Raw genomic sequence first — 18,802 nt, forward strand, 5'->3', positions numbered from 1 at the left:
CAGTAACTTGAAGATTACGACGTCTTTCGGTAGAAATCGATAATATTTCTATCGAAAGACTAGTGAGGCGCCTAGCCAAAGTCCGAATAGGATTTGGCGTTAGTTACTTAGATTGCTTTGCAATCAAGTAACTTTGGCGAGTTACATCTTCTCTGGCGCCTCTACACCCAACAGACGAAGCGCTTCTTTGAGGACGACTGCTGTTGCATAGCTAAGGGCTAGACGGCTATCGCGTTCTGGACTTTCATCTAAGATACGAGTGTGGGCATAGTATTTGTTAAAGGCTTGAGCTAAGCTGATTGCAAATTTAGCGATGATAGAAGGTTCGTAATTATCAGCTGCACGTTTAATAATACGTGGGAAGTCTTGAATTAGCTTAATGATTTCCCAGCTTTCAACATCGTTCAAGCTATAGTTGGCACCTGCTTCAGGTTTGAAATCAGCTTTACGCAAGATTGATTGGATACGAGCGTAGGCGTATTGAACATAAGGGCCAGTCTCCCCTTCGAAGGATACCATAGCTTCAAGGTCGAAGTCATATCCATTTGTACGGTCAGTTTTAAGGTCATAGAATTTAATGGCCCCAACCCCAACAGCATGAGCGACCTGGTCTTTGTTTTCAAGTTCTGGATTTTTGGCTTCGATCTGCGCTTTAGCACGGCTGATGGCTTCTGCAACAGTTGGTTCTAGCAAGATAACATTCCCTTTACGAGTAGAAAGTTTTTTCCCTTCTTTTGTTACCAAGCCAAACGGAACATGGACAATATCTTGGCTCCAATCGTAACCCATTTCTTGCAAGACAGCCTTGAGTTGTTTGAAGTGAGCAGATTGTTCTTGACCAACGACATAGATAGATTTTGCAAATTGGTATTCGTTTTTACGGTAGAGGGCCGCAGCTAAGTCACGTGTGATGTAGAGAGTTGCGCCGTCAGATTTCTTGATAAGAGCTGGGTGTTCAATTCCATATTTTTCAAGATTAACAACTTGAGCACCTTCTGATTCGACTAATAGTCCCTTTTCAGAAAGGATGTCTACAACGGCATCCATTTTATCATTGTAGAAGGCTTCTCCGTTGTAGCTATCGAATTCAACTTGTAGCTCATTGTAGAGACGGTTAAATTCTACCAAGCTTTCATCGCGGAACCATTGCCAAAGAGCGAGAGCTTCCTCATCGCCGTTTTCAAGCTTGCGGAACCATTCGCGTGCTTCTTCATCCAAACTTGGGTCGTTCTCAGCTTCAGCGTTAATGCGGACATAGAGTTTGAGAAGTTCATCGATTGGATGAGCTTTGACAGCTTCTTCGTTACCCCATTTCTTGTAGGCAACAATCAACATCCCAAACTGTTTACCCCAGTCTCCTAAATGGTTGACCTTGACAGTTTTATAGCCGATTTTTTGGAAGATATGTGACAAGCTATCTCCGATAACTGTTGAACGAAGGTGACCGATTGAAAATGGTTTAGCGATATTAGGGCTAGACATGTCAATGACAACATTTTCTTGATTGCCAATCTCTTGGTCAGCGTAGTGCTCTTTTTCAGTGATAACGTTTTGTAGAACTTGACCAGAAATTGCAGCCTTATCAAGGAAGAAGTTGACGTAAGGACCTGTTGCTACAACCTTTTCAAAGGCTTGACTATTGATCTTTTCAGCGATGTCAGCAGCAATCATTTGAGGAGCTTTACGTTCGACCTTTGCCAATGAGAAGGCAGGGAAGGCGATATCTCCCATATCTGAGTTTTTAGGTGTTTCTAGTAAATTTAAAATAGCCTCTTGGTCCAGGCTATCAATGACGCTAGCCAACTCGCTAGCAATCAATTCTTTTGTATTCATTTAAGGCTCCTTTAGGGCTTTTCTACTATTTTATCATAATTTACTACATTTTTTTTGAAAGAAGAGATATTTTTTGAAATATCCAGTTTTTTTGATATAATGTTCTTACTAAAAAAATGTAAAATGTTATAAATATGCAATTGAAAGGATCTTATGAGAAAAAGAGAACGTCATCAGCTCATCAAGCGAATGATTACAGAAGAAAAATTAGGAACTCAAAAGGAAATTCAAGATCGATTGGAAGCCTGTGATGTCTTTGTGACACAAACGACATTATCCCGTGATTTGCGAGAGCTTGGCTTAACCAAAGTTAAGAAAAACGATGTTGTTTACTATGTGCTAGCAAATGAGACAGAGAAGATTGATCTGGTCGAATTCCTTTCACATCACTTAGAGGGTGTTGCAAGAGCCGAATTCACCTTGGTTCTCCACACTAAACTTGGAGAAGCATCCGTTTTAGCCAATGTAGTAGATTCAAATAAAGATGGGTGGATCTTAGGTACTGTTGCAGGAGCGAATACCTTGTTGGTTATCTGTAAAGATCAACATGCAGCTAAAGTCATGGAAGAACGCTTGCTAGAGTTAATGGAAGATAGATAAGGTCTTGAGAGCTTCTCTCAGGACTGTTTTTACAAGGAGAGAGTAAATGACTACTGAAAAATTATCACCTGGTATGCAACAGTATGTGGATATCAAAAAACAATATCCAGATGCTTTTTTGCTTTTTCGTATGGGTGATTTTTATGAGTTGTTTTATGAAGATGCAGTCAATGCTGCACAGATACTAGAAATCTCACTAACCAGTCGCAATAAAAATGCTGAAAATCCGATTCCCATGGCAGGTGTCCCCTATCATTCTGCCCAACAGTATATTGATGTCCTCGTTGAGCGTGGCTACAAGGTTGCCATCGCTGAACAGATGGAAGACCCTAAGCAAGCTGTTGGTGTCGTTAAGCGTGAGGTCGTTCAGGTCATTACACCAGGAACAGTGGTTGATAGTAGTAAGCCAGATAGTCACAATAACTTTTTAGTGGCTATTGATCGTGAAGGTTCCCAGTATGGACTAGCCTATATGGACCTAGTGACAGGTGATTTCTATGTAACGGGATTATCAGATTTCTCTCTAGTCTGTGGTGAAATCCGTAATCTAAAGGCCAGAGAAGTGGTGATTGGTTACGACTTGTCTGAAGCAGAAGAACAGATTCTCAGTTGTCAGATGAATCTAGTGCTTTCCTATGAACAAGAAACATATGAAGACGTTCATCTGTTGGATTCAAGATTGGCAACTGTTGAAGGAGCAGCTAGTGGGAAACTTCTTCAGTATGTTCATCGGACGCAGATGCGAGAGTTGAATCACTTAAAACCTGTTATTCGTTATGAAATCAAAGATTTCTTGCAGATGGATTTTGCGACCAAGGCTAGTCTTGATTTGGTTGAAAATGCTCGCTCAGGTAAGAAACAAGGGAGCCTGTTCTGGTTGCTAGATGAGACTAAAACTGCCATGGGGATGCGTCTTCTACGTTCTTGGATTCAACGCCCTTTGATTGATAAGGACCGTATCTTAGAACGTCAGGAAGTTGTGCAAGTCTTTCTGGATTATTTCTTTGAGCGCAGTGATTTGACAGAAAGTCTCAAGGGAGTCTACGATATCGAACGTCTTGCTAGTCGTGTTTCTTTTGGGAAAAGTAATCCTAAAGATCTTTTGCAATTAGCGACTACCTTGGGAAGTGTTCCACGAATTCGCACCATTTTAGAAGGAATGGAGCAACCAGCTCTCGCTTATCTAATTGAACAACTGGATGCTATCCCAGAGTTGGAAAATCTCATTAGTGCAGCCATTGCCCCAGAGGCCCCCCACGTGATTACCGAAGGTGGTATTATCCGAACGGGCTTTGATGAGACCTTGGATAAATACCGTCGTGTGCTGAGGGAAGGGACCAGCTGGATTGCTGAGATTGAGGCCAAGGAAAGAGAAAACTCTGGCATCAATACTCTCAAAATTGACTACAATAAAAAAGACGGCTACTATTTCCATGTAACCAACTCGCAGCTAGGTAACGTACCAGCCCACTTTTTCCGTAAGGCTACGCTGAAAAACTCTGAACGATTTGGGACAGAGGAATTGGCGCGTATAGAGGGAGAAATGTTAGAGGCGCGTGAGAAATCAGCAAACCTAGAGTACGAAATCTTTATGCGTATTCGTGAGGAGGTTGGCAAGTATATCCAACGCCTACAGGCTCTGGCTCAAGGAATCGCTACTGTCGATGTCTTGCAAGGCTTGGCAGTAGTTGCAGAAAAACAACACCTGATTCGACCAGAGTTTGGGCAAGAGTCTAGAATTGATATCCAAAATGGTCGTCACGCAGTTGTTGAAAAGGTCATGGGAGCTCAGACCTATATTCCCAATAGTATTCAGATGGATGAAGATACTAGTATTCAACTAATTACAGGTCCGAACATGAGCGGGAAGTCAACCTACATGCGTCAACTAGCCATTACAGCGGTTATGGCTCAGATGGGTTCTTATGTCCCTGCGGAAAGTGCTCGACTGCCAATTTTTGATGCGATTTTTACACGTATCGGAGCGGCAGATGACTTGGTTTCAGGTCAGTCCACCTTTATGGTAGAGATGATGGAAGCTAATAATGCCATTAGTCATGCGACAAAGGATTCATTGATTCTTTTTGATGAGCTTGGTCGAGGAACCGCAACTTATGATGGTATGGCTCTAGCCCAGTCTATTATCGAGTATATCCATGAGCATATTGGTGCCAAGACTCTCTTTGCCACGCACTACCATGAATTAACCAGTCTGGAAGCTAGTCTTGAACATCTAGTAAATGTACACGTGGCTACGCTTGAGCAAAATGGTCAGGTCACTTTCCTTCATAAGATTGAACCAGGTCCAGCAGACAAATCGTACGGTATTCACGTTGCTAAGATTGCAGGATTGCCAGCAGACTTGCTAAAAAGAGCGGATGCGATTCTAACTCAACTAGAGAGCCAAGGCCAGGAAAATCCAATTTCTATCAATCAAAGGAATGTTGTCAATGAGCAAATGTCTCTCTTTGATGAAAAAGAAGAAAATCCTATCCTAGCAGAGTTGGCCCAAGTAGATGTGTACAATATGACACCGATGCAAGCCATGAATCTCTTATTAGAGCTAAAACAAAAATTATAAGCAAAAACCCACTTCGTTTTGTGAGTGGGTTTTTAGGTCTTATTTTTTCTGAGCTAATAGTTGGTTGATGTGGGCAACCTTCTTTGATTCTCTTTTGTAGAGAATCGTCCAGATGATGAGGTAGACGATGGCAAACTCTGGGATGAGTTGAAGGATGAAAGTCCAGTGAAGAGGGAACCAGCCTGCTAGGATTGCTAAAGGTACAAAGCCTAGTAGCATGAGGAAGAAGTGAGTGACAGTCGCACGAAGAAGGCTCCAATCTTGAGCGAATAGACGGCTACCAAAACTAAAGAGTACTCCAATAGCTGACCAGATAAGCAGACAGTAAAGTAAGACGAGTGATCCATGCACCTGATGTTGGGTCATGAATTGCCCAATTAAAGAGTTGGGGCTGAGAGGTGCGTAGTTACTTGGTGAGTGGATAAAAGAAAAGATAATAGATAGGGTGAGGCCGATGAGGATACCAGTTGTGGCATCGTGGAATACTTGTTTTTTCATAGTTCTAATTTCTCCTTAATGGTTTTGAGGTAACGGCGAGATGAGTAGGTAAAACTTTCGTTTTTTAGATAGATTTCAATCAAGCCGTTAGAGGTTAGTTTTAGATGACTAATTGCATCAATGTTGACAATTTCCGATTGGGAAATTTGGATAAAGGAAGCAGGTAGAATTTCACTTGCTTGGTAGAGACGAATGTCAAGTGCATAGGTTTGGCTATCCGTTTCGGCCAGAACCTTACGATTTTCAATGTATACACGCTGAATCTTGCTAATCTGAATCAAGTAGACCTGGTCTTGGTATTTTCCTTTAAGAGTTTCTTTTTGTTCAAGATTTTGTACAAAGTCCTGAACCTTTTGAACTCTAGGGGACAAGGTCGGTGCCTCTATGATGATTTGCTCTTCGGTGTATTGCTGATCAATATCAAGTCTGAGTTTCATAATTTCTCCTTTATAAAGTTGTAATAGAGATCTCTTACTTACAAATCTATTAAACACCATTTTGTCGACAAATACAAGAAGCTCTGTCTATGTGGTCGGTTGAAGAGTCTATCTGGTAGGTGACCGTTTTCAAAGAGATTTTAGAGTAAAGAAGTCAAAAAATAAGAAGAAATATATTGACAAAAATAGAAAAAAAGTGGTACAATGTTAGACGGTACTTTTTACTTTTGGTCTCTCAAGAGTGTACAGGGACGTGCTGACAAATGTTGCAAAAGTACACACAGATGATAGCTGTCACCAAGTGTATCATCACCAAAAATAAAAAAACACAGGAGAATGTAGATGCCTACAATTAACCAATTGGTTCGCAAACCGCGTAAATCAAAAGTAGAAAAATCTAAATCACCAGCTTTGAACGTTGGTTACAACAGTCATAAAAAAGTTCAAACAAACGTTTCTTCACCACAAAAACGTGGTGTAGCAACTCGTGTTGGAACTATGACACCTAAAAAACCTAACTCTGCCCTTCGTAAATTTGCTCGTGTACGTTTGAGCAACCTTATCGAAGTTACTGCCTACATCCCAGGTATCGGACACAACTTGCAAGAGCACAGCGTGGTGCTTCTTCGTGGTGGGCGTGTAAAGGACCTTCCAGGGGTACGTTACCATATCGTCCGTGGTGCACTTGATACTGCAGGTGTTAACGATCGTAAACAAGGCCGTTCTAAATACGGTACTAAACGTCCAAAAGCATAAGGAAAGGGGATAAAGAGAAATGAGTCGTAAAAATAGAGCTCCAAAACGTGAAGTATTGCCAGATCCGCTTTACAATTCACAATTAGTTACTCGTCTTATCAACCGCGTTATGCTTGATGGTAAACGTGGTACAGCTGCTTCAATCGTTTACGGTGCTTTTGAGCAAATCAAAGAAGCTACTGGTAACGATGCACTTGAAGTATTTGAAACAGCTATGGAAAACATCATGCCTGTACTTGAAGTACGTGCACGTCGTGTTGGTGGATCAAACTACCAAGTCCCAGTTGAAGTTCGTCCAGAACGTCGTACAACACTTGGACTTCGTTGGTTGGTAACAATCGCTCGCCTTCGTGGTGAACACACAATGCAAGACCGTCTTGCAAAAGAAATCTTGGATGCTGCTAACAACACTGGTGCAGCAGTTAAGAAACGTGAAGACACTCACCGTATGGCTGAAGCTAACCGTGCCTTCGCACACTTCCGTTGGTAAGAAAATGATACCAAGAGCGGCAAAGGCCCAAGGCAAAAATAGGAAACTGATGCAGTGTTCCGTGAACACAAAGCAGTTTATCTTTTTTGCACCGGGCCTCGCTCGGGTTCAAATCAGTTAACTTGAGCTTTTAGCCCGGGTTCAATTGAGCTCGGTCCGTTCTTAAGTACAATTCAACTTCCCATCTCACAAGTTGAAACCAACTAAACAAGATAAACATTGAGAACGGGTGGGTCCTGCCTATCCGTTTTTATTGAAATCGTGTTATAATAGAATAGAAATAAAAAATATAGGAGAAATAAACCTCATGGCACGCGAATTTTCACTTGAAAAAACTCGTAATATCGGTATCATGGCCCACGTCGATGCTGGTAAAACAACTACAACTGAGCGTATTCTTTACTACACTGGTAAAATCCACAAAATCGGTGAAACTCACGAAGGTGCGTCACAAATGGACTGGATGGAGCAAGAGCAAGAACGTGGTATCACTATCACATCTGCTGCGACAACAGCTCAATGGAACAACCACCGCGTAAACATCATCGACACACCAGGACACGTGGACTTCACAATCGAAGTACAACGTTCTCTTCGTGTATTGGACGGTGCGGTTACAGTTCTTGACTCACAATCAGGTGTTGAGCCTCAAACTGAAACAGTTTGGCGTCAAGCAACTGAGTACGGGGTTCCACGTATCGTATTTGCCAATAAAATGGACAAAATCGGTGCTGACTTCCTTTACTCAGTAAGCACACTTCACGATCGTCTTCAAGCAAATGCACACCCAATTCAATTGCCAATCGGTGCTGAAGATGACTTCCGTGGAATCATCGACTTGATCAAGATGAAAGCTGAAATCTATACTAACGACCTTGGTACAGATATCCTTGAAGAAGATATTCCAGCTGAATACCTTGACCAAGCTCAAGAATACCGTGAAAAATTGGTTGAAGCAGTTGCTGAAACTGATGAAGAATTGATGATGAAATATCTCGAAGGTGAAGAAATCACTAACGAAGAATTGAAAGCTGGTATCCGTAAAGCGACTATCAACGTTGAATTCTACCCAGTACTTTGTGGTTCTGCCTTCAAGAACAAGGGTGTTCAATTGATGCTTGATGCGGTTATCGACTACCTTCCAAGCCCACTTGATATCCCTGCGATCAAAGGTATCAACCCAGATACTGAAGAAGAAGAAACTCGACCAGCATCTGATGAAGAGCCATTTGCAGCTCTTGCCTTCAAGATCATGACTGACCCATTCGTAGGTCGTTTGACATTCTTCCGTGTTTACTCAGGTGTTCTTCAATCAGGTTCTTACGTATTGAATACTTCTAAAGGTAAACGTGAACGTATCGGACGTATCCTTCAAATGCACGCTAACAGCCGTCAAGAAATCGACACTGTTTACTCAGGTGATATCGCTGCTGCCGTTGGTTTGAAAGACACTACAACTGGTGACTCATTGACAGATGAAAAAGCTAAAATCATCCTTGAGTCAATCAACGTTCCAGAACCAGTTATCCAATTGATGGTTGAGCCTAAATCTAAAGCAGACCAAGACAAGATGGGTATCGCCCTTCAAAAATTGGCTGAAGAAGATCCAACATTCCGCGTTGAAACTAACGTTGAAACTGGTGAAACAGTTATCTCTGGTATGGGTGAGCTTCACCTTGACGTCCTTGTTGACCGTATGCGTCGTGAGTTCAAAGTTGAAGCGAACGTAGGTGCTCCTCAAGTATCTTACCGTGAAACATTCCGCGCTTCTACTCAAGCACGTGGATTCTTCAAACGTCAGTCTGGTGGTAAAGGTCAATTCGGTGATGTATGGATTGAATTTACTCCAAACGAAGAAGGTAAAGGATTCGAATTCGAAAACGCAATCGTCGGTGGTGTGGTTCCTCGTGAATTTATCCCAGCGGTTGAAAAAGGTTTGGTAGAATCTATGGCTAACGGTGTTCTTGCTGGTTACCCAATGGTTGACGTTAAAGCTAAGCTTTACGATGGTTCATACCACGATGTCGACTCATCTGAAACTGCCTTCAAGATCGCTGCATCTCTTGCACTTAAAGAAGCTGCTAAGACTGCACAACCAGCTATCCTTGAGCCAATGATGCTTGTAACAATCACTGTTCCAGAAGAAAACCTTGGTGATGTTATGGGTCACGTAACTGCTCGTCGTGGACGTGTAGATGGTATGGAAGCACACGGTAACAGCCAAATCGTTCGTGCTTACGTTCCACTTGCTGAAATGTTTGGTTACGCAACAGTTCTTCGTTCTGCATCACAAGGACGTGGTACATTCATGATGGTATTCGACCACTACGAAGATGTACCTAAGTCAGTACAAGAAGAAATCATTAAGAAAAACAAAGGTGAAGAATAATTCACCGTCACTTTAAAAGAAGTCACTTTGTGGCTTCTTTTTCTGTTTGGTAGAAATAGCTAAAATTGCCTCAAATATGGTAAAATAGAAGGAGTATATTGTGAGGAAAATGGATGTCAACCACTTTTGAAATTTTAATGAATCAGTTGGGTATCCCTGCTGAGATAAGAAATTATGAGGCCTTCTCCCGGGCTGAAATTGAACAAGTTATTGTACACAAACAAAGTAACATTTGGGAGTTTCGTTTTGTATTTGAGAATATCCTCCCCTTTGAACTCTTTTTAGCATTGAAGAAGGGATTGAAAGAAGAATTTTCAAAAACGGGAAATCAAGCGACTTTCGAGATTAAAACGAAAGATCAAGATTTTTCAAGAGAGCTTTTACAGGCCTACTATCGGGAGGCTTTTTCAGATGGGCCTTGTTCTAGCCAAGGATTTCGGACCATGTATCAGGATTTTCAGGTTCGATTTGAAAATGATCAATTGATTATTGAGGCCTCTGAAGCAGCAGATACAGAGCATTTCAGAAAAAACCATTTGCCAAATCTTAGCAAACAACTTGAGCTCTTTGGTTTTCCTAAGTTTACATGCCATTTAGAGAAAAATGAAGATTTGACAAAGGAAGAGCAGGAAGCTTTCCATTCTGAAAATCAAATGATTGTTCAGGCTGCCAATGATGAGACCCTTCGAGCTATGGAACAGTTAGAACAGATGGCACCGCCTCCTCCAGTTGAGGATAAACCTGTCTTTGATTTCCAAGCCAAGAAGGCAGCTGCTAAGCCTAAACTCGACAAGGCTGAGATTACTCCAATGATTGAGGTCAATACCGAAGAAAATCGATTGGTTTTTGAAGGGGTTGTCTTTGATGTGGAGCATAAAGTGACTAGAACGGGTCGTGTCTTGATTAATTTCAAGATGACTGACTATACATCTAGTTTCTCTATGCAAAAATGGGTCCGAAACGAAGAGGAAGCTCAGAAGTTTGATATCATTAAGAAAAATTCATGGCTCCGTGTTCGTGGAAATGTCGAGGTCAATAATTTCACACGAGATTTGACCATGAATGTGCAAGATGTGCAGGAAGTAGTTCATTATGAACGGAAAGACTTGATGCCAGAAGGTGAGCGTCGCGTTGAGTTTCATGCCCATACTAATATGTCGACTATGGATGCTCTTCCTGAGGTGGAAGAAATCGTTGCGACAGCTGCCAAATGGGGTCACAAAGCAGTAGCTATCACAGATCATGGCAATGTTCAATCTTTCCCTCACGGCTGTAAGGCCGCCAAGAAAGCTGGTATTCAGCTCATCTATGGTATGGAAGCCAATATCGTTGAAGATCGTGTTCCTATCGTTTATAACGAAGTGGAGATGGACCTTTCTGAAGCTACCTATGTGGTCTTTGACGTGGAAACGACAGGTCTATCAGCTATCTATAATGATTTGATTCAGGTGGCGGCTTCCAAGATGTATAAGGGCAATATCATCGCTGAGTTTGATGAATTTATCAATCCAGGGCATCCCTTGTCAGCTTTTACAACTGAATTGACTGGGATTACTGATGACCATGTAAAAAATGCTAAACCTTTGGTTCAAGTTCTGAAAGAATTCCAAGAATTCTGTAAAGATACCGTTCTTGTCGCCCATAATGCAAGCTTTGACGTTGGCTTTATGAATGCTAACTATGAGCGTCATGGCCTACCAAAAATTAGTCAACCTGTCATCGATACGCTAGAGTTCGCTAGAAATCTCTATCCTGAGTACAAACGCCATGGTCTCGGACCATTGACCAAACGTTTTGGTGTAGCCCTAGAACACCACCATATGGCCAACTATGATGCGGAAGCAACTGGCCGTCTGCTCTTTATCTTTATCAAAGAAGTAGCAGAAAAACACGGTGTGACGGACTTAGCACGATTAAACCTTGATTTAATCAGTCCAGATTCATATAAAAAAGCTCGTGTCAAGCATGCGACAATCTATGTGAAAAATCAGGTGGGCTTGAAAAATATCTTTAAGCTGGTGTCCCTCTCTAATACCCAGTATTTTGAAGGAGTTCCACGGATTCCACGTACGGTGCTGGATGCCCATCGAGAAGGTTTGATCTTAGGTTCAGCCTGTACGGAAGGGGAAGTCTTTGATGCAGTCGTATCACAAGGGGTAGATGCGGCAGTCGAAGTAGCTAAATACTATGATTTTATCGAGGTGATGCCTCCGGCTATCTATGCACCTCTGATTGCCAAAGAGCAGGTCAAGGATATGGAGGAACTCCAGACCATTATCAAGAGCTTGATTGAGGTCGGAGACCGTCTCGGTAAGCCAGTTCTTGCGACAGGAAACGTCCACTATATCGAACCTGAGGATGAGATTTATCGCGAGATTATCGTGCGAAGTCTCGGTCAGGGTGCCATGATTAACCGAACGATCGGCCATGGAGAAGCTGCCCAGCCTGCTCCGCTACCAAAGGCACACTTTAGAACAACTAATGAAATGTTGGATGAATTTGCCTTTCTAGGGGAAGACTTGGCTCGCAAAATTGTTATTGAAAATACCAATGCCTTGGCAGAAATCTTTGAGCCTGTGGAGGTTGTAAAGGGTGATTTGTACACGCCTTTCATTGACAAGGCTGAAGAAACGGTCGCCGAGTTAACCTATAAAAAAGCCTTTGAAATCTATGGAAATCCACTGCCAGATATCGTTGATTTGCGGATTGAAAAGGAACTAACCTCTATTCTGGGGAATGGATTCGCCGTGATTTATCTGGCTTCGCAAATGTTAGTACACCGTTCAAACGAACGAGGCTACTTGGTTGGTTCACGTGGGTCTGTTGGATCCAGTTTCGTTGCGACCATGATTGGAATTACCGAGGTTAATCCGCTTTCTCCTCACTATGTCTGTGGTCAGTGTCAGTACAGTGAATTTATCACGGATGGTTCCTACGGTTCAGGATTTGATATGCCAAATAAAGACTGTCCAAAATGTGGCCATAAACTCAGCAAGAATGGACAGGACATTCCTTTCGAGACCTTCCTTGGTTTTGATGGGGATAAGGTACCTGATATCGATTTGAACTTCTCAGGTGAAGACCAGCCAAGCGCCCACTTGGATGTTCGTGATATCTTTGGGGAAGAATATGCCTTCCGTGCAGGAACGGTTGGTACGGTGGCTGCTAAAACAGCCTATGGATTTGTCAAGGGTTACGAGCGTGATTATGGCAAATTCTACCGAGAAGCTGAAGTGGAGCGCCTAGCCCAAGGAGCTGCTGGTGTTAAACGGACGACCGGTCAACACCCAGGAGGAATCGTTGTTATTCCAAACTATATGGACGTCTATGACTTTACTCCAGTGCAGTATCCTGCAGATGATGTAACTGCTGAATGGCAGACCACTCACTTTAACTTCCACGATATCGATGAGAACGTCCTCAAACTCGATGTCCTGGGACACGATGATCCGACCATGATTCGCAAACTCCAGGACTTGTCAGGCATTGATCCAAATGATATTCCTATGGATGATCCTGGTGTCATGGACCTTTTCTCAGGTACAGATATCCTTGGAGTGACCCCTGATCAAATCGGGACTTCAACTGGTATGCTTGGTATTCCAGAGTTTGGTACTAACTTTGTTCGAGGGATGGTGGATGAAACCCATCCGACGACCTTTGCGGAGTTGCTTCAGCTTTCTGGTCTGTCTCACGGTACTGACGTTTGGTTGGGAAATGCCCAAGATTTGATTAAGGCTGGAATAGCGGACCTATCAACCGTTATCGGATGTCGGGATGACATCATGGTTTACCTCATGCACGCAGGTTTAGATCCTAAGATGGCCTTTACCATCATGGAGCGAGTGCGTAAGGGATTGTGGCTCAAAATATCAGAAGAAGAGCGCAATGGTTATATCGAAGCCATGAAGGCCAATAATGTGCCTGAGTGGTATATCGAATCTTGTGGAAAAATCAAGTACATGTTCCCTAAAGCCCATGCGGCAGCCTACGTTATGATGGCCCTTCGTGTGGCTTACTTCAAGGTTCACCACCCGATTTATTATTATTGTGCTTACTTCTCCATCCGTGCCAAGGCCTTTGATATCAAGACCATGGGTGCAGGCTTGGATGCTATCAAACGTAAGATGCAAGAAATTGCTGAAAAACGCAAGAACAATGAAGCTTCTAATGTAGAAATTGACCTTTACACAACACTTGAAATCGTCAATGAGATGTGGGAACGTGGCTTTAAGTTTGGTAAATTGGACCTATATCGCAGTGATGCGACTGAATTCATCATCGATGGAGATACTCTCATCCCACCGTTTGTCGCTATGGATGGACTAGGAGAGAACGTTGCCAAGCAATTGGTGCGAGCTCGTCAAGAAGGTGAGTTCCTCTCTAAAACTGAACTCCGCAAGCGTGGTGGACTCTCATCAACCTTGGTTGAAAAGATGGATGAAATGGGAATTCTCGGCAATATGCCAGAGGATAATCAGTTGAGTTTGTTTGATGATTTGTTTTAATAGTTTGAAATGTCTTGTGTAGGTTTGAGGTTGTATCATGATGGAAAAGAAAAAAAGAGCAACACCCTGGAAACCAGGGAAAGTTATTTCCATACGTTTGCGAAATGGCGTTTATGTATTAGCACAAATGGTGCGTGATCCCTATCTGGTATTTTTCAACCATTTTGACGAGGAAAATAATTGGAAGGGAGTGACCTTGAAAGAGGAGGATATCCTCTTTTGCAAGGCTGTTACTCGCCAGTTTCTACGCTATAGTCCTGTAGCGATTGTCAAAGAAGTTACCCCCCTGTTAGATTATGAACTGCCTAAAGAATGGATTTATAGTCATATTGGAGGGCATAATATTACTATTTCGGTAAAGGGAAGGGAGCGCCAAGTAGTTGGTTTTGGTCAACGCTGTTCTTTGGTTCTGGCGGATAAGGACAGTGGACAACCAGAAGATAATCCACTTATGGGACTTTTCCAAGCCTATATCATACCAGATATCAAAGAAAAAGATTGGGATCGGGTAGGTCAGGCTGAACTTATGTCTATTGAAGTATTTCCAACACTCAACGAACGCCTCTATCTTTGCTTTCTTTATGGAAAAAATATAAATCCAGAACAAGATATCTCTTTAGGAAAGCCTCTGCTTGATGACTATGAAACCTATATAGATATCCTTACAAATAGTCCAGAGGCACGACATCTCTATCTAGGAGAGTACGAAGAATAAGAAAGGACATTTCATGAAACTAAGAATTTTTGCGGAAGACAAGCCAGCTGAAAAAGTCTTTGAGTACCAATTGGAACTTGCTGATCAGACAATCCTTCTATCGACAGCACTCTTGTCAGGTACTATTGCACTAGCAGGGCTACTTTCTGCTTTGAAATAAAAATAGAAAAGAGAAACAAGATGGTTTTACCAAATTTTAAAGAAAATCTAGAAAAATACGCTAAGCTTTTGGTTGCAAACGGAGTGAACGTGCAACCTGGTCATACCTTGGCTCTCTCTATCGATGTGGAGCAACGCGAGTTGGCTCACTTGATCGTCAAAGAAGCCTATGCACTTGGAGCGCACGAAGTTATTGTTCAATGGGCAGATGACTTTGTAAACCGTGAGAAATTCCTCCACGCGCCAATGGAGCGTTTGGACAATGTACCAGAATACAAGATTGCTGAGATGAATTACCTTCTTGAAAACAAAGCGAGTCGTCTCGGTGTTCGTTCTTCTGACCCGGGTGCCTTGAATGGAGTAGATGCTGAAAAGCTCTCAGCTTATGCAAAAGCTATGGGAATTGCAATGAAGCCAATGCGTATCGCAACTCAATCTAACAAGGTTAGCTGGACTGTAGCAGCTGCTGCTGGACTTGAGTGGGCTAAGAAGGTCTTTCCAAATGCTGCAAGCGACGAAGAAGCAGTCGATCTCCTTTGGGACCAAATCTTCAAGACTTGCCGTGTCTACGAAGAAGATCCAGTTAAGGCTTGGGAAAAACATGCAGCTATCTTGAAGAGCAAGGCGGAAATGCTCAACAAAGAGCAATTTTCAGCTCTTCACTACACTGCTCCTGGAACAGACTTGACACTTGGCTTGCCTAAGAACCACGTTTGGGAATCTGCCGGAGCGATCAATGCCCAAGGCGAAGGTTTCTTGCCAAATATGCCAACAGAAGAGGTCTTTACAGCCCCTGACTTCCGTCGCGCAGATGGTTATGTCACTTCTACAAAACCTCTTAGCTACAATGGAAACATCATCGAAGGTATCAAGGTGACCTTTGAAAATGGTCAAATTGTTGATATTTCGGCTGAGAAGGGTGATCAAGTAATGAAGGACCTTGTCTTTAAGAATGCTGGTGCGCGTGCCTTGGGCGAATGTGCCTTGGTACCAGATCCAAGCCCAATTTCACAGTCAGGCATTACCTTCTTTAACACCCTTTTCGATGAAAATGCTTCTAACCACTTGGCTATTGGTGCAGCCTATGCAACGAGCGTCGTTGGTGGAGCAGAGATGAGTGAAGAAGAGCTTGAAGCTGCAGGACTTAACCGTTCAGACGTCCACGTTGACTTTATGATTGGTTCGAACCAAATGGATATCGATGGTATCCGTGAGGATGGAACACGCGTACCACTCTTCCGCAATGGAGATTGGGCAATTTAAGGAGAAACTATGATTGGAAGTATGTTTGTCGGTCTTTTGATCGGACTATTAGCAGGAGCTATCACCAATCGTGGAGAACGGATGGGATGCTTCGGGAAAATGTTCCTGGGTTGGATTGGTGCTTTCCTGGGTCAAATGCTTTTTGGAACTTGGGGGCCTATCTTAGCTGATACGGCTATTATCCCATCAGTTTTGGGAGCCATGATTTTATTAGCCATCTTTTGGAGAAAAGACAGCTAGTTTTAACTTGCTAGAACAGAAAAAGAGGTTGGAAATCTTCTAACCTCTTTTTTATGAGCTGCAAAAAGACTGATATGCGACTAGCTTGGCTTTCAGTTACTGGTTCTTTTTATATTGCCTCAAGTATGGTACAATAAAAACATGAGAATTCAACAATTACACTATATTATCAAAATCGTAGAGACTGGTTCGATGAATGAGGCTGCCAAGCAACTTTTCATTACTCAGCCTTCTCTATCAAATGCCGTTCGTGACCTAGAAAATGAGATGGGAATTGAGATTTTTATCCGAAATCCTAAAGGAATTACCCTTACACGTGATGGGATGGAGTTTTTATCCTATGCACGTCAGGTTGTCGAGCAAACGCAACTTCTAGAAGAACGCTATAAGAACCCAATCGCTCATCGCGAGCTTTTTAGTGTGTCTTCGCAGCACTATGCCTTTGTAGTTAATGCCTTTGTTTCCTTGCTCAAGAAAAGCGATATGGAAAAGTACGAGCTTTTTTTGCGTGAGACGAGAACTTGGGAGATTATCGATGATGTCAAGAACTTCCGAAGTGAAGTGGGGGTTCTCTTTTTAAATAGCTATAACCGAGATGTTCTTTCGAAGATGTTGGATGACAACCATCTAGTTGCCCACCATCTCTTTACAGCCCAACCCCATATCTTTGTCAGCAAGACTAACCCTCTTGCTAAAAGAGACAAGGTGCAGTTGGCAGACCTAGAAGACTTCCCATATTTGAGCTATGACCAAGGAACCCATAATTCCTTCTACTTCTCAGAAGAGATTTTGTCACAGGAACACCACAAGAAATCCATCGTGGTTAGTGACCGTGCGACCTTGTTCAATCTCTTGATTGGTTTGGACGGCTATACCATCGCGACTGGTATCCTTAATAGTAATCTTAATGGAGACAATATTGTCTCGATTCCACTTGATATTGATGATCCCATTGAACTGGTTTATATCCAGCATGAGAAAACTAGCTTGTCTAAGATGGGTGAACGCTTCATTGAATACCTACTTGAAGAAGTTCGCTTTGACAGCTAATGAATTCTATTAGAAAAGAAAAGGAAAAATGACACCAATGAATACCAATGATTTTGATTTCCACTTGCCAGAGGAATTGATTGCACAAACACCTCTGGAAAAGCGCGATGCCTCTAAACTCTTGATAGTCAATCGCAAAACAGGGGAATTTCAAGATCGCCATTTTCACTCTATTATTGAAATGCTAGAGCCAGGGGATGCCCTGGTTATGAATGACACACGCGTTCTGCCAGCTCGACTTCATGGCCAAAAAGAAGAAACAGGAGGCCATGTTGAACTCTTGCTTTTGAAAAATACAGCAGGAGATGAGTGGGAAGTACTGGCTAAACCAGCTAAACGTCTCAAGGTCGGCACCCGCGTTATCTTTGGTGATGGTCGTCTAAGCGCAGTTGTGACCGAGGAATTAACCCATGGAGGTCGTATTGTTCGCTTTGAGTATGAGGGGATTTTCCTTGAAGTGCTTGAAAGCCTTGGAGAAATGCCTTTGCCTCCTTATATCCACGAAAAGTTGGATGACCGTGAACGTTACCAGACCGTCTATGCCAAGGAGAGTGGTTCAGCGGCTGCTCCGACTGCAGGTTTGCATTTTACCAAGGAGTTACTAGAAGAAATCCAGCAAAAAGGTGTTCACCTTGTCTACTTGACCTTGCATGTTGGTCTTGGTACCTTTAGACCTGTTTCAGTCGACAATCTAGATGAGCACGAGATGCACTCAGAGTTTTACCAATTGTCTGAGGAAGCTGCAGCGACCTTGCGTCAGGTCAAGGAAAATGGAGGTCGCGTGATTGCCGTGGGGACAACCTCAATCCGTACGCTAGAAACTATCGGAAGCAAGTTTGACGGTCAAATTCAAGCAGACTCTGGCTGGACCAATATCTTTATCAAGCCAGGTTATGACTGGAAGGTTGTGGATGCTTTTTCTACTAATTTCCACTTGCCTAAGTCAACACTGGTCATGCTCGTTTCAGCCTTTGCAGGACGTGAATTGGTCCTCGAAGCCTACCAGCATGCTATTGACCAAAAATATCGTTTCTTTAGCTTTGGCGATGCCATGTTTATCTATTAAAGCTATTGAAAAATCAAAGAAGATATAAAGAGAGACTGATTCATTCTTGGATCAGTTTTTTGCTTGATCTTACACAAAGTTACCAAAATAGCTATTGAATTATATGGAAATAAATGATACACTGAAAACTACAGGTTAGCCGTCAAAAATATATGTAATTTCGGACTAGCCATTTTAGATTCAGACTAAACTGGGTCACCATTTCAAAAGGAGATTT

The 18,802-nt window shown here is 42.5% G+C and carries 15 protein-coding genes; 12 read left to right on the forward strand and 3 right to left on the reverse strand.

Annotation, left to right across the window (positions count from 1 at the left end):
* Positions 1-141 precede the first annotated feature (141 nt).
* Positions 142-1,833: an arginine--tRNA ligase gene (gene argS / locus K1I61_RS06700; protein ID WP_223333918.1), complete on the reverse strand. Its 1,692-nt coding sequence runs from the start codon at positions 1,831-1,833 to the stop codon at positions 142-144.
* 153 nt (positions 1,834-1,986) lie between these two features.
* On the opposite strand from argS, the gene argR reads away from it, so the two are divergent.
* Together argR and mutS are read left to right on the forward strand one after the other, a co-directional pair.
* A complete protein-coding gene (gene argR / locus K1I61_RS06705; RefSeq protein ID WP_004250715.1) occupies positions 1,987-2,433 on the forward strand; it encodes an arginine repressor in 447 nt (148 codons plus the stop codon).
* A 46-nt stretch (positions 2,434-2,479) separates the two neighbouring features.
* Positions 2,480-5,014 carry a DNA mismatch repair protein MutS gene (mutS, locus tag K1I61_RS06710; protein WP_223333916.1) on the forward strand — a complete coding sequence of 845 codons (2,535 nt, stop codon included), beginning with the start codon at positions 2,480-2,482 and terminating at the stop codon, positions 5,012-5,014.
* A 39-nt stretch (positions 5,015-5,053) separates the two neighbouring features.
* Here the strand turns inward: mutS and K1I61_RS06715 are convergent, their stop codons facing one another.
* Complete coding sequence (locus tag K1I61_RS06715; protein ID WP_223333914.1) at positions 5,054-5,512, reverse strand: DUF3021 domain-containing protein; 459 nt, start codon at positions 5,510-5,512, stop codon at positions 5,054-5,056.
* Entirely contained in the window at positions 5,509-5,949 is a 441-nt protein-coding gene (locus tag K1I61_RS06720) for a LytTR family DNA-binding domain-containing protein (protein ID WP_223333913.1), read from the reverse strand. Before K1I61_RS06720 ends, K1I61_RS06715 begins: the two co-directional genes overlap by 4 nt.
* Before the next feature lie 342 nt (positions 5,950-6,291).
* Here K1I61_RS06720 and rpsL point away from each other — a divergent pair, with 342 nt between their 5' ends.
* The 10 genes from rpsL (at position 6,292) to queA (ending at position 18,585) form a co-directional block, all read left to right on the forward strand.
* Positions 6,292-6,705, forward strand: coding sequence for a 30S ribosomal protein S12 (gene rpsL / locus K1I61_RS06725; RefSeq protein ID WP_001142332.1), 414 nt, complete (start codon positions 6,292-6,294; stop codon positions 6,703-6,705).
* A gap of 19 nt (positions 6,706-6,724) precedes the next feature.
* Positions 6,725-7,195, forward strand: coding sequence for a 30S ribosomal protein S7 (gene rpsG, locus K1I61_RS06730; protein ID WP_004250722.1), 471 nt, complete (start codon positions 6,725-6,727; stop codon positions 7,193-7,195).
* Between the two features lie 307 nt (positions 7,196-7,502).
* Positions 7,503-9,584, forward strand: coding sequence for an elongation factor G (gene fusA, locus K1I61_RS06735; protein WP_004250723.1), 2,082 nt, complete (start codon positions 7,503-7,505; stop codon positions 9,582-9,584).
* A 113-nt stretch (positions 9,585-9,697) separates the two neighbouring features.
* A complete protein-coding gene (locus K1I61_RS06740) occupies positions 9,698-14,092 on the forward strand; it encodes a PolC-type DNA polymerase III (RefSeq protein ID WP_223333911.1) in 4,395 nt (1,464 codons plus the stop codon).
* 37 nt (positions 14,093-14,129) lie between these two features.
* Positions 14,130-14,807, forward strand: coding sequence for a hypothetical protein (locus K1I61_RS06745; RefSeq protein ID WP_223333909.1), 678 nt, complete (start codon positions 14,130-14,132; stop codon positions 14,805-14,807).
* A 13-nt stretch (positions 14,808-14,820) separates the two neighbouring features.
* Positions 14,821-14,967: a hypothetical protein gene (locus K1I61_RS06750; protein WP_223333906.1), complete on the forward strand. Its 147-nt coding sequence runs from the start codon at positions 14,821-14,823 to the stop codon at positions 14,965-14,967.
* A gap of 20 nt (positions 14,968-14,987) precedes the next feature.
* Positions 14,988-16,229: an aminopeptidase gene (locus tag K1I61_RS06755; protein WP_223333904.1), complete on the forward strand. Its 1,242-nt coding sequence runs from the start codon at positions 14,988-14,990 to the stop codon at positions 16,227-16,229.
* Positions 16,230-16,238: 9 nt separating this feature from the next.
* A complete protein-coding gene (locus K1I61_RS06760; RefSeq protein ID WP_006149365.1) occupies positions 16,239-16,469 on the forward strand; it encodes a GlsB/YeaQ/YmgE family stress response membrane protein in 231 nt (76 codons plus the stop codon).
* Positions 16,470-16,610: 141 nt separating this feature from the next.
* Positions 16,611-17,519 (forward strand): LysR family transcriptional regulator, encoded by a 909-nt coding sequence (locus tag K1I61_RS06765; RefSeq protein ID WP_049504432.1) that lies wholly within the window; start codon positions 16,611-16,613, stop codon positions 17,517-17,519.
* 37 nt (positions 17,520-17,556) lie between these two features.
* Positions 17,557-18,585, forward strand: coding sequence for a tRNA preQ1(34) S-adenosylmethionine ribosyltransferase-isomerase QueA (gene queA / locus K1I61_RS06770; RefSeq protein WP_223334165.1), 1,029 nt, complete (start codon positions 17,557-17,559; stop codon positions 18,583-18,585).
* Positions 18,586-18,802: the final 217 nt, after the last annotated feature.

This window comes from Streptococcus infantis (assembly GCF_019929665.1).
In the GTDB taxonomy this organism is placed as follows: Bacteria; Bacillota; Bacilli; order Lactobacillales; family Streptococcaceae; genus Streptococcus; species Streptococcus infantis_H.

What these genes read in the sequence shown, in the direction of transcription:
- argS (WP_223333918.1), bottom strand. Translation starts at nt 1,833, where the DNA reads ATGAATACAAAAGAATTGATTGCTAGCGAGTTGGCTAGCGTCATTGAT.
- argR (WP_004250715.1), top strand. Translation starts at nt 1,987, where the DNA reads ATGAGAAAAAGAGAACGTCATCAGCTCATCAAGCGAATGATTACAGAA.
- mutS (WP_223333916.1), top strand. Translation starts at nt 2,480, where the DNA reads ATGACTACTGAAAAATTATCACCTGGTATGCAACAGTATGTGGATATC.
- K1I61_RS06715 (WP_223333914.1), bottom strand. Translation starts at nt 5,512, where the DNA reads ATGAAAAAACAAGTATTCCACGATGCCACAACTGGTATCCTCATCGGC.
- K1I61_RS06720 (WP_223333913.1), bottom strand. Translation starts at nt 5,949, where the DNA reads ATGAAACTCAGACTTGATATTGATCAGCAATACACCGAAGAGCAAATC.
- rpsL (WP_001142332.1), top strand. Translation starts at nt 6,292, where the DNA reads ATGCCTACAATTAACCAATTGGTTCGCAAACCGCGTAAATCAAAAGTA.
- rpsG (WP_004250722.1), top strand. Translation starts at nt 6,725, where the DNA reads ATGAGTCGTAAAAATAGAGCTCCAAAACGTGAAGTATTGCCAGATCCG.
- fusA (WP_004250723.1), top strand. Translation starts at nt 7,503, where the DNA reads ATGGCACGCGAATTTTCACTTGAAAAAACTCGTAATATCGGTATCATG.
- K1I61_RS06740 (WP_223333911.1), top strand. Translation starts at nt 9,698, where the DNA reads ATGTCAACCACTTTTGAAATTTTAATGAATCAGTTGGGTATCCCTGCT.
- K1I61_RS06745 (WP_223333909.1), top strand. Translation starts at nt 14,130, where the DNA reads ATGATGGAAAAGAAAAAAAGAGCAACACCCTGGAAACCAGGGAAAGTT.
- K1I61_RS06750 (WP_223333906.1), top strand. Translation starts at nt 14,821, where the DNA reads ATGAAACTAAGAATTTTTGCGGAAGACAAGCCAGCTGAAAAAGTCTTT.
- K1I61_RS06755 (WP_223333904.1), top strand. Translation starts at nt 14,988, where the DNA reads ATGGTTTTACCAAATTTTAAAGAAAATCTAGAAAAATACGCTAAGCTT.
- K1I61_RS06760 (WP_006149365.1), top strand. Translation starts at nt 16,239, where the DNA reads ATGATTGGAAGTATGTTTGTCGGTCTTTTGATCGGACTATTAGCAGGA.
- K1I61_RS06765 (WP_049504432.1), top strand. Translation starts at nt 16,611, where the DNA reads ATGAGAATTCAACAATTACACTATATTATCAAAATCGTAGAGACTGGT.
- queA (WP_223334165.1), top strand. Translation starts at nt 17,557, where the DNA reads ATGAATACCAATGATTTTGATTTCCACTTGCCAGAGGAATTGATTGCA.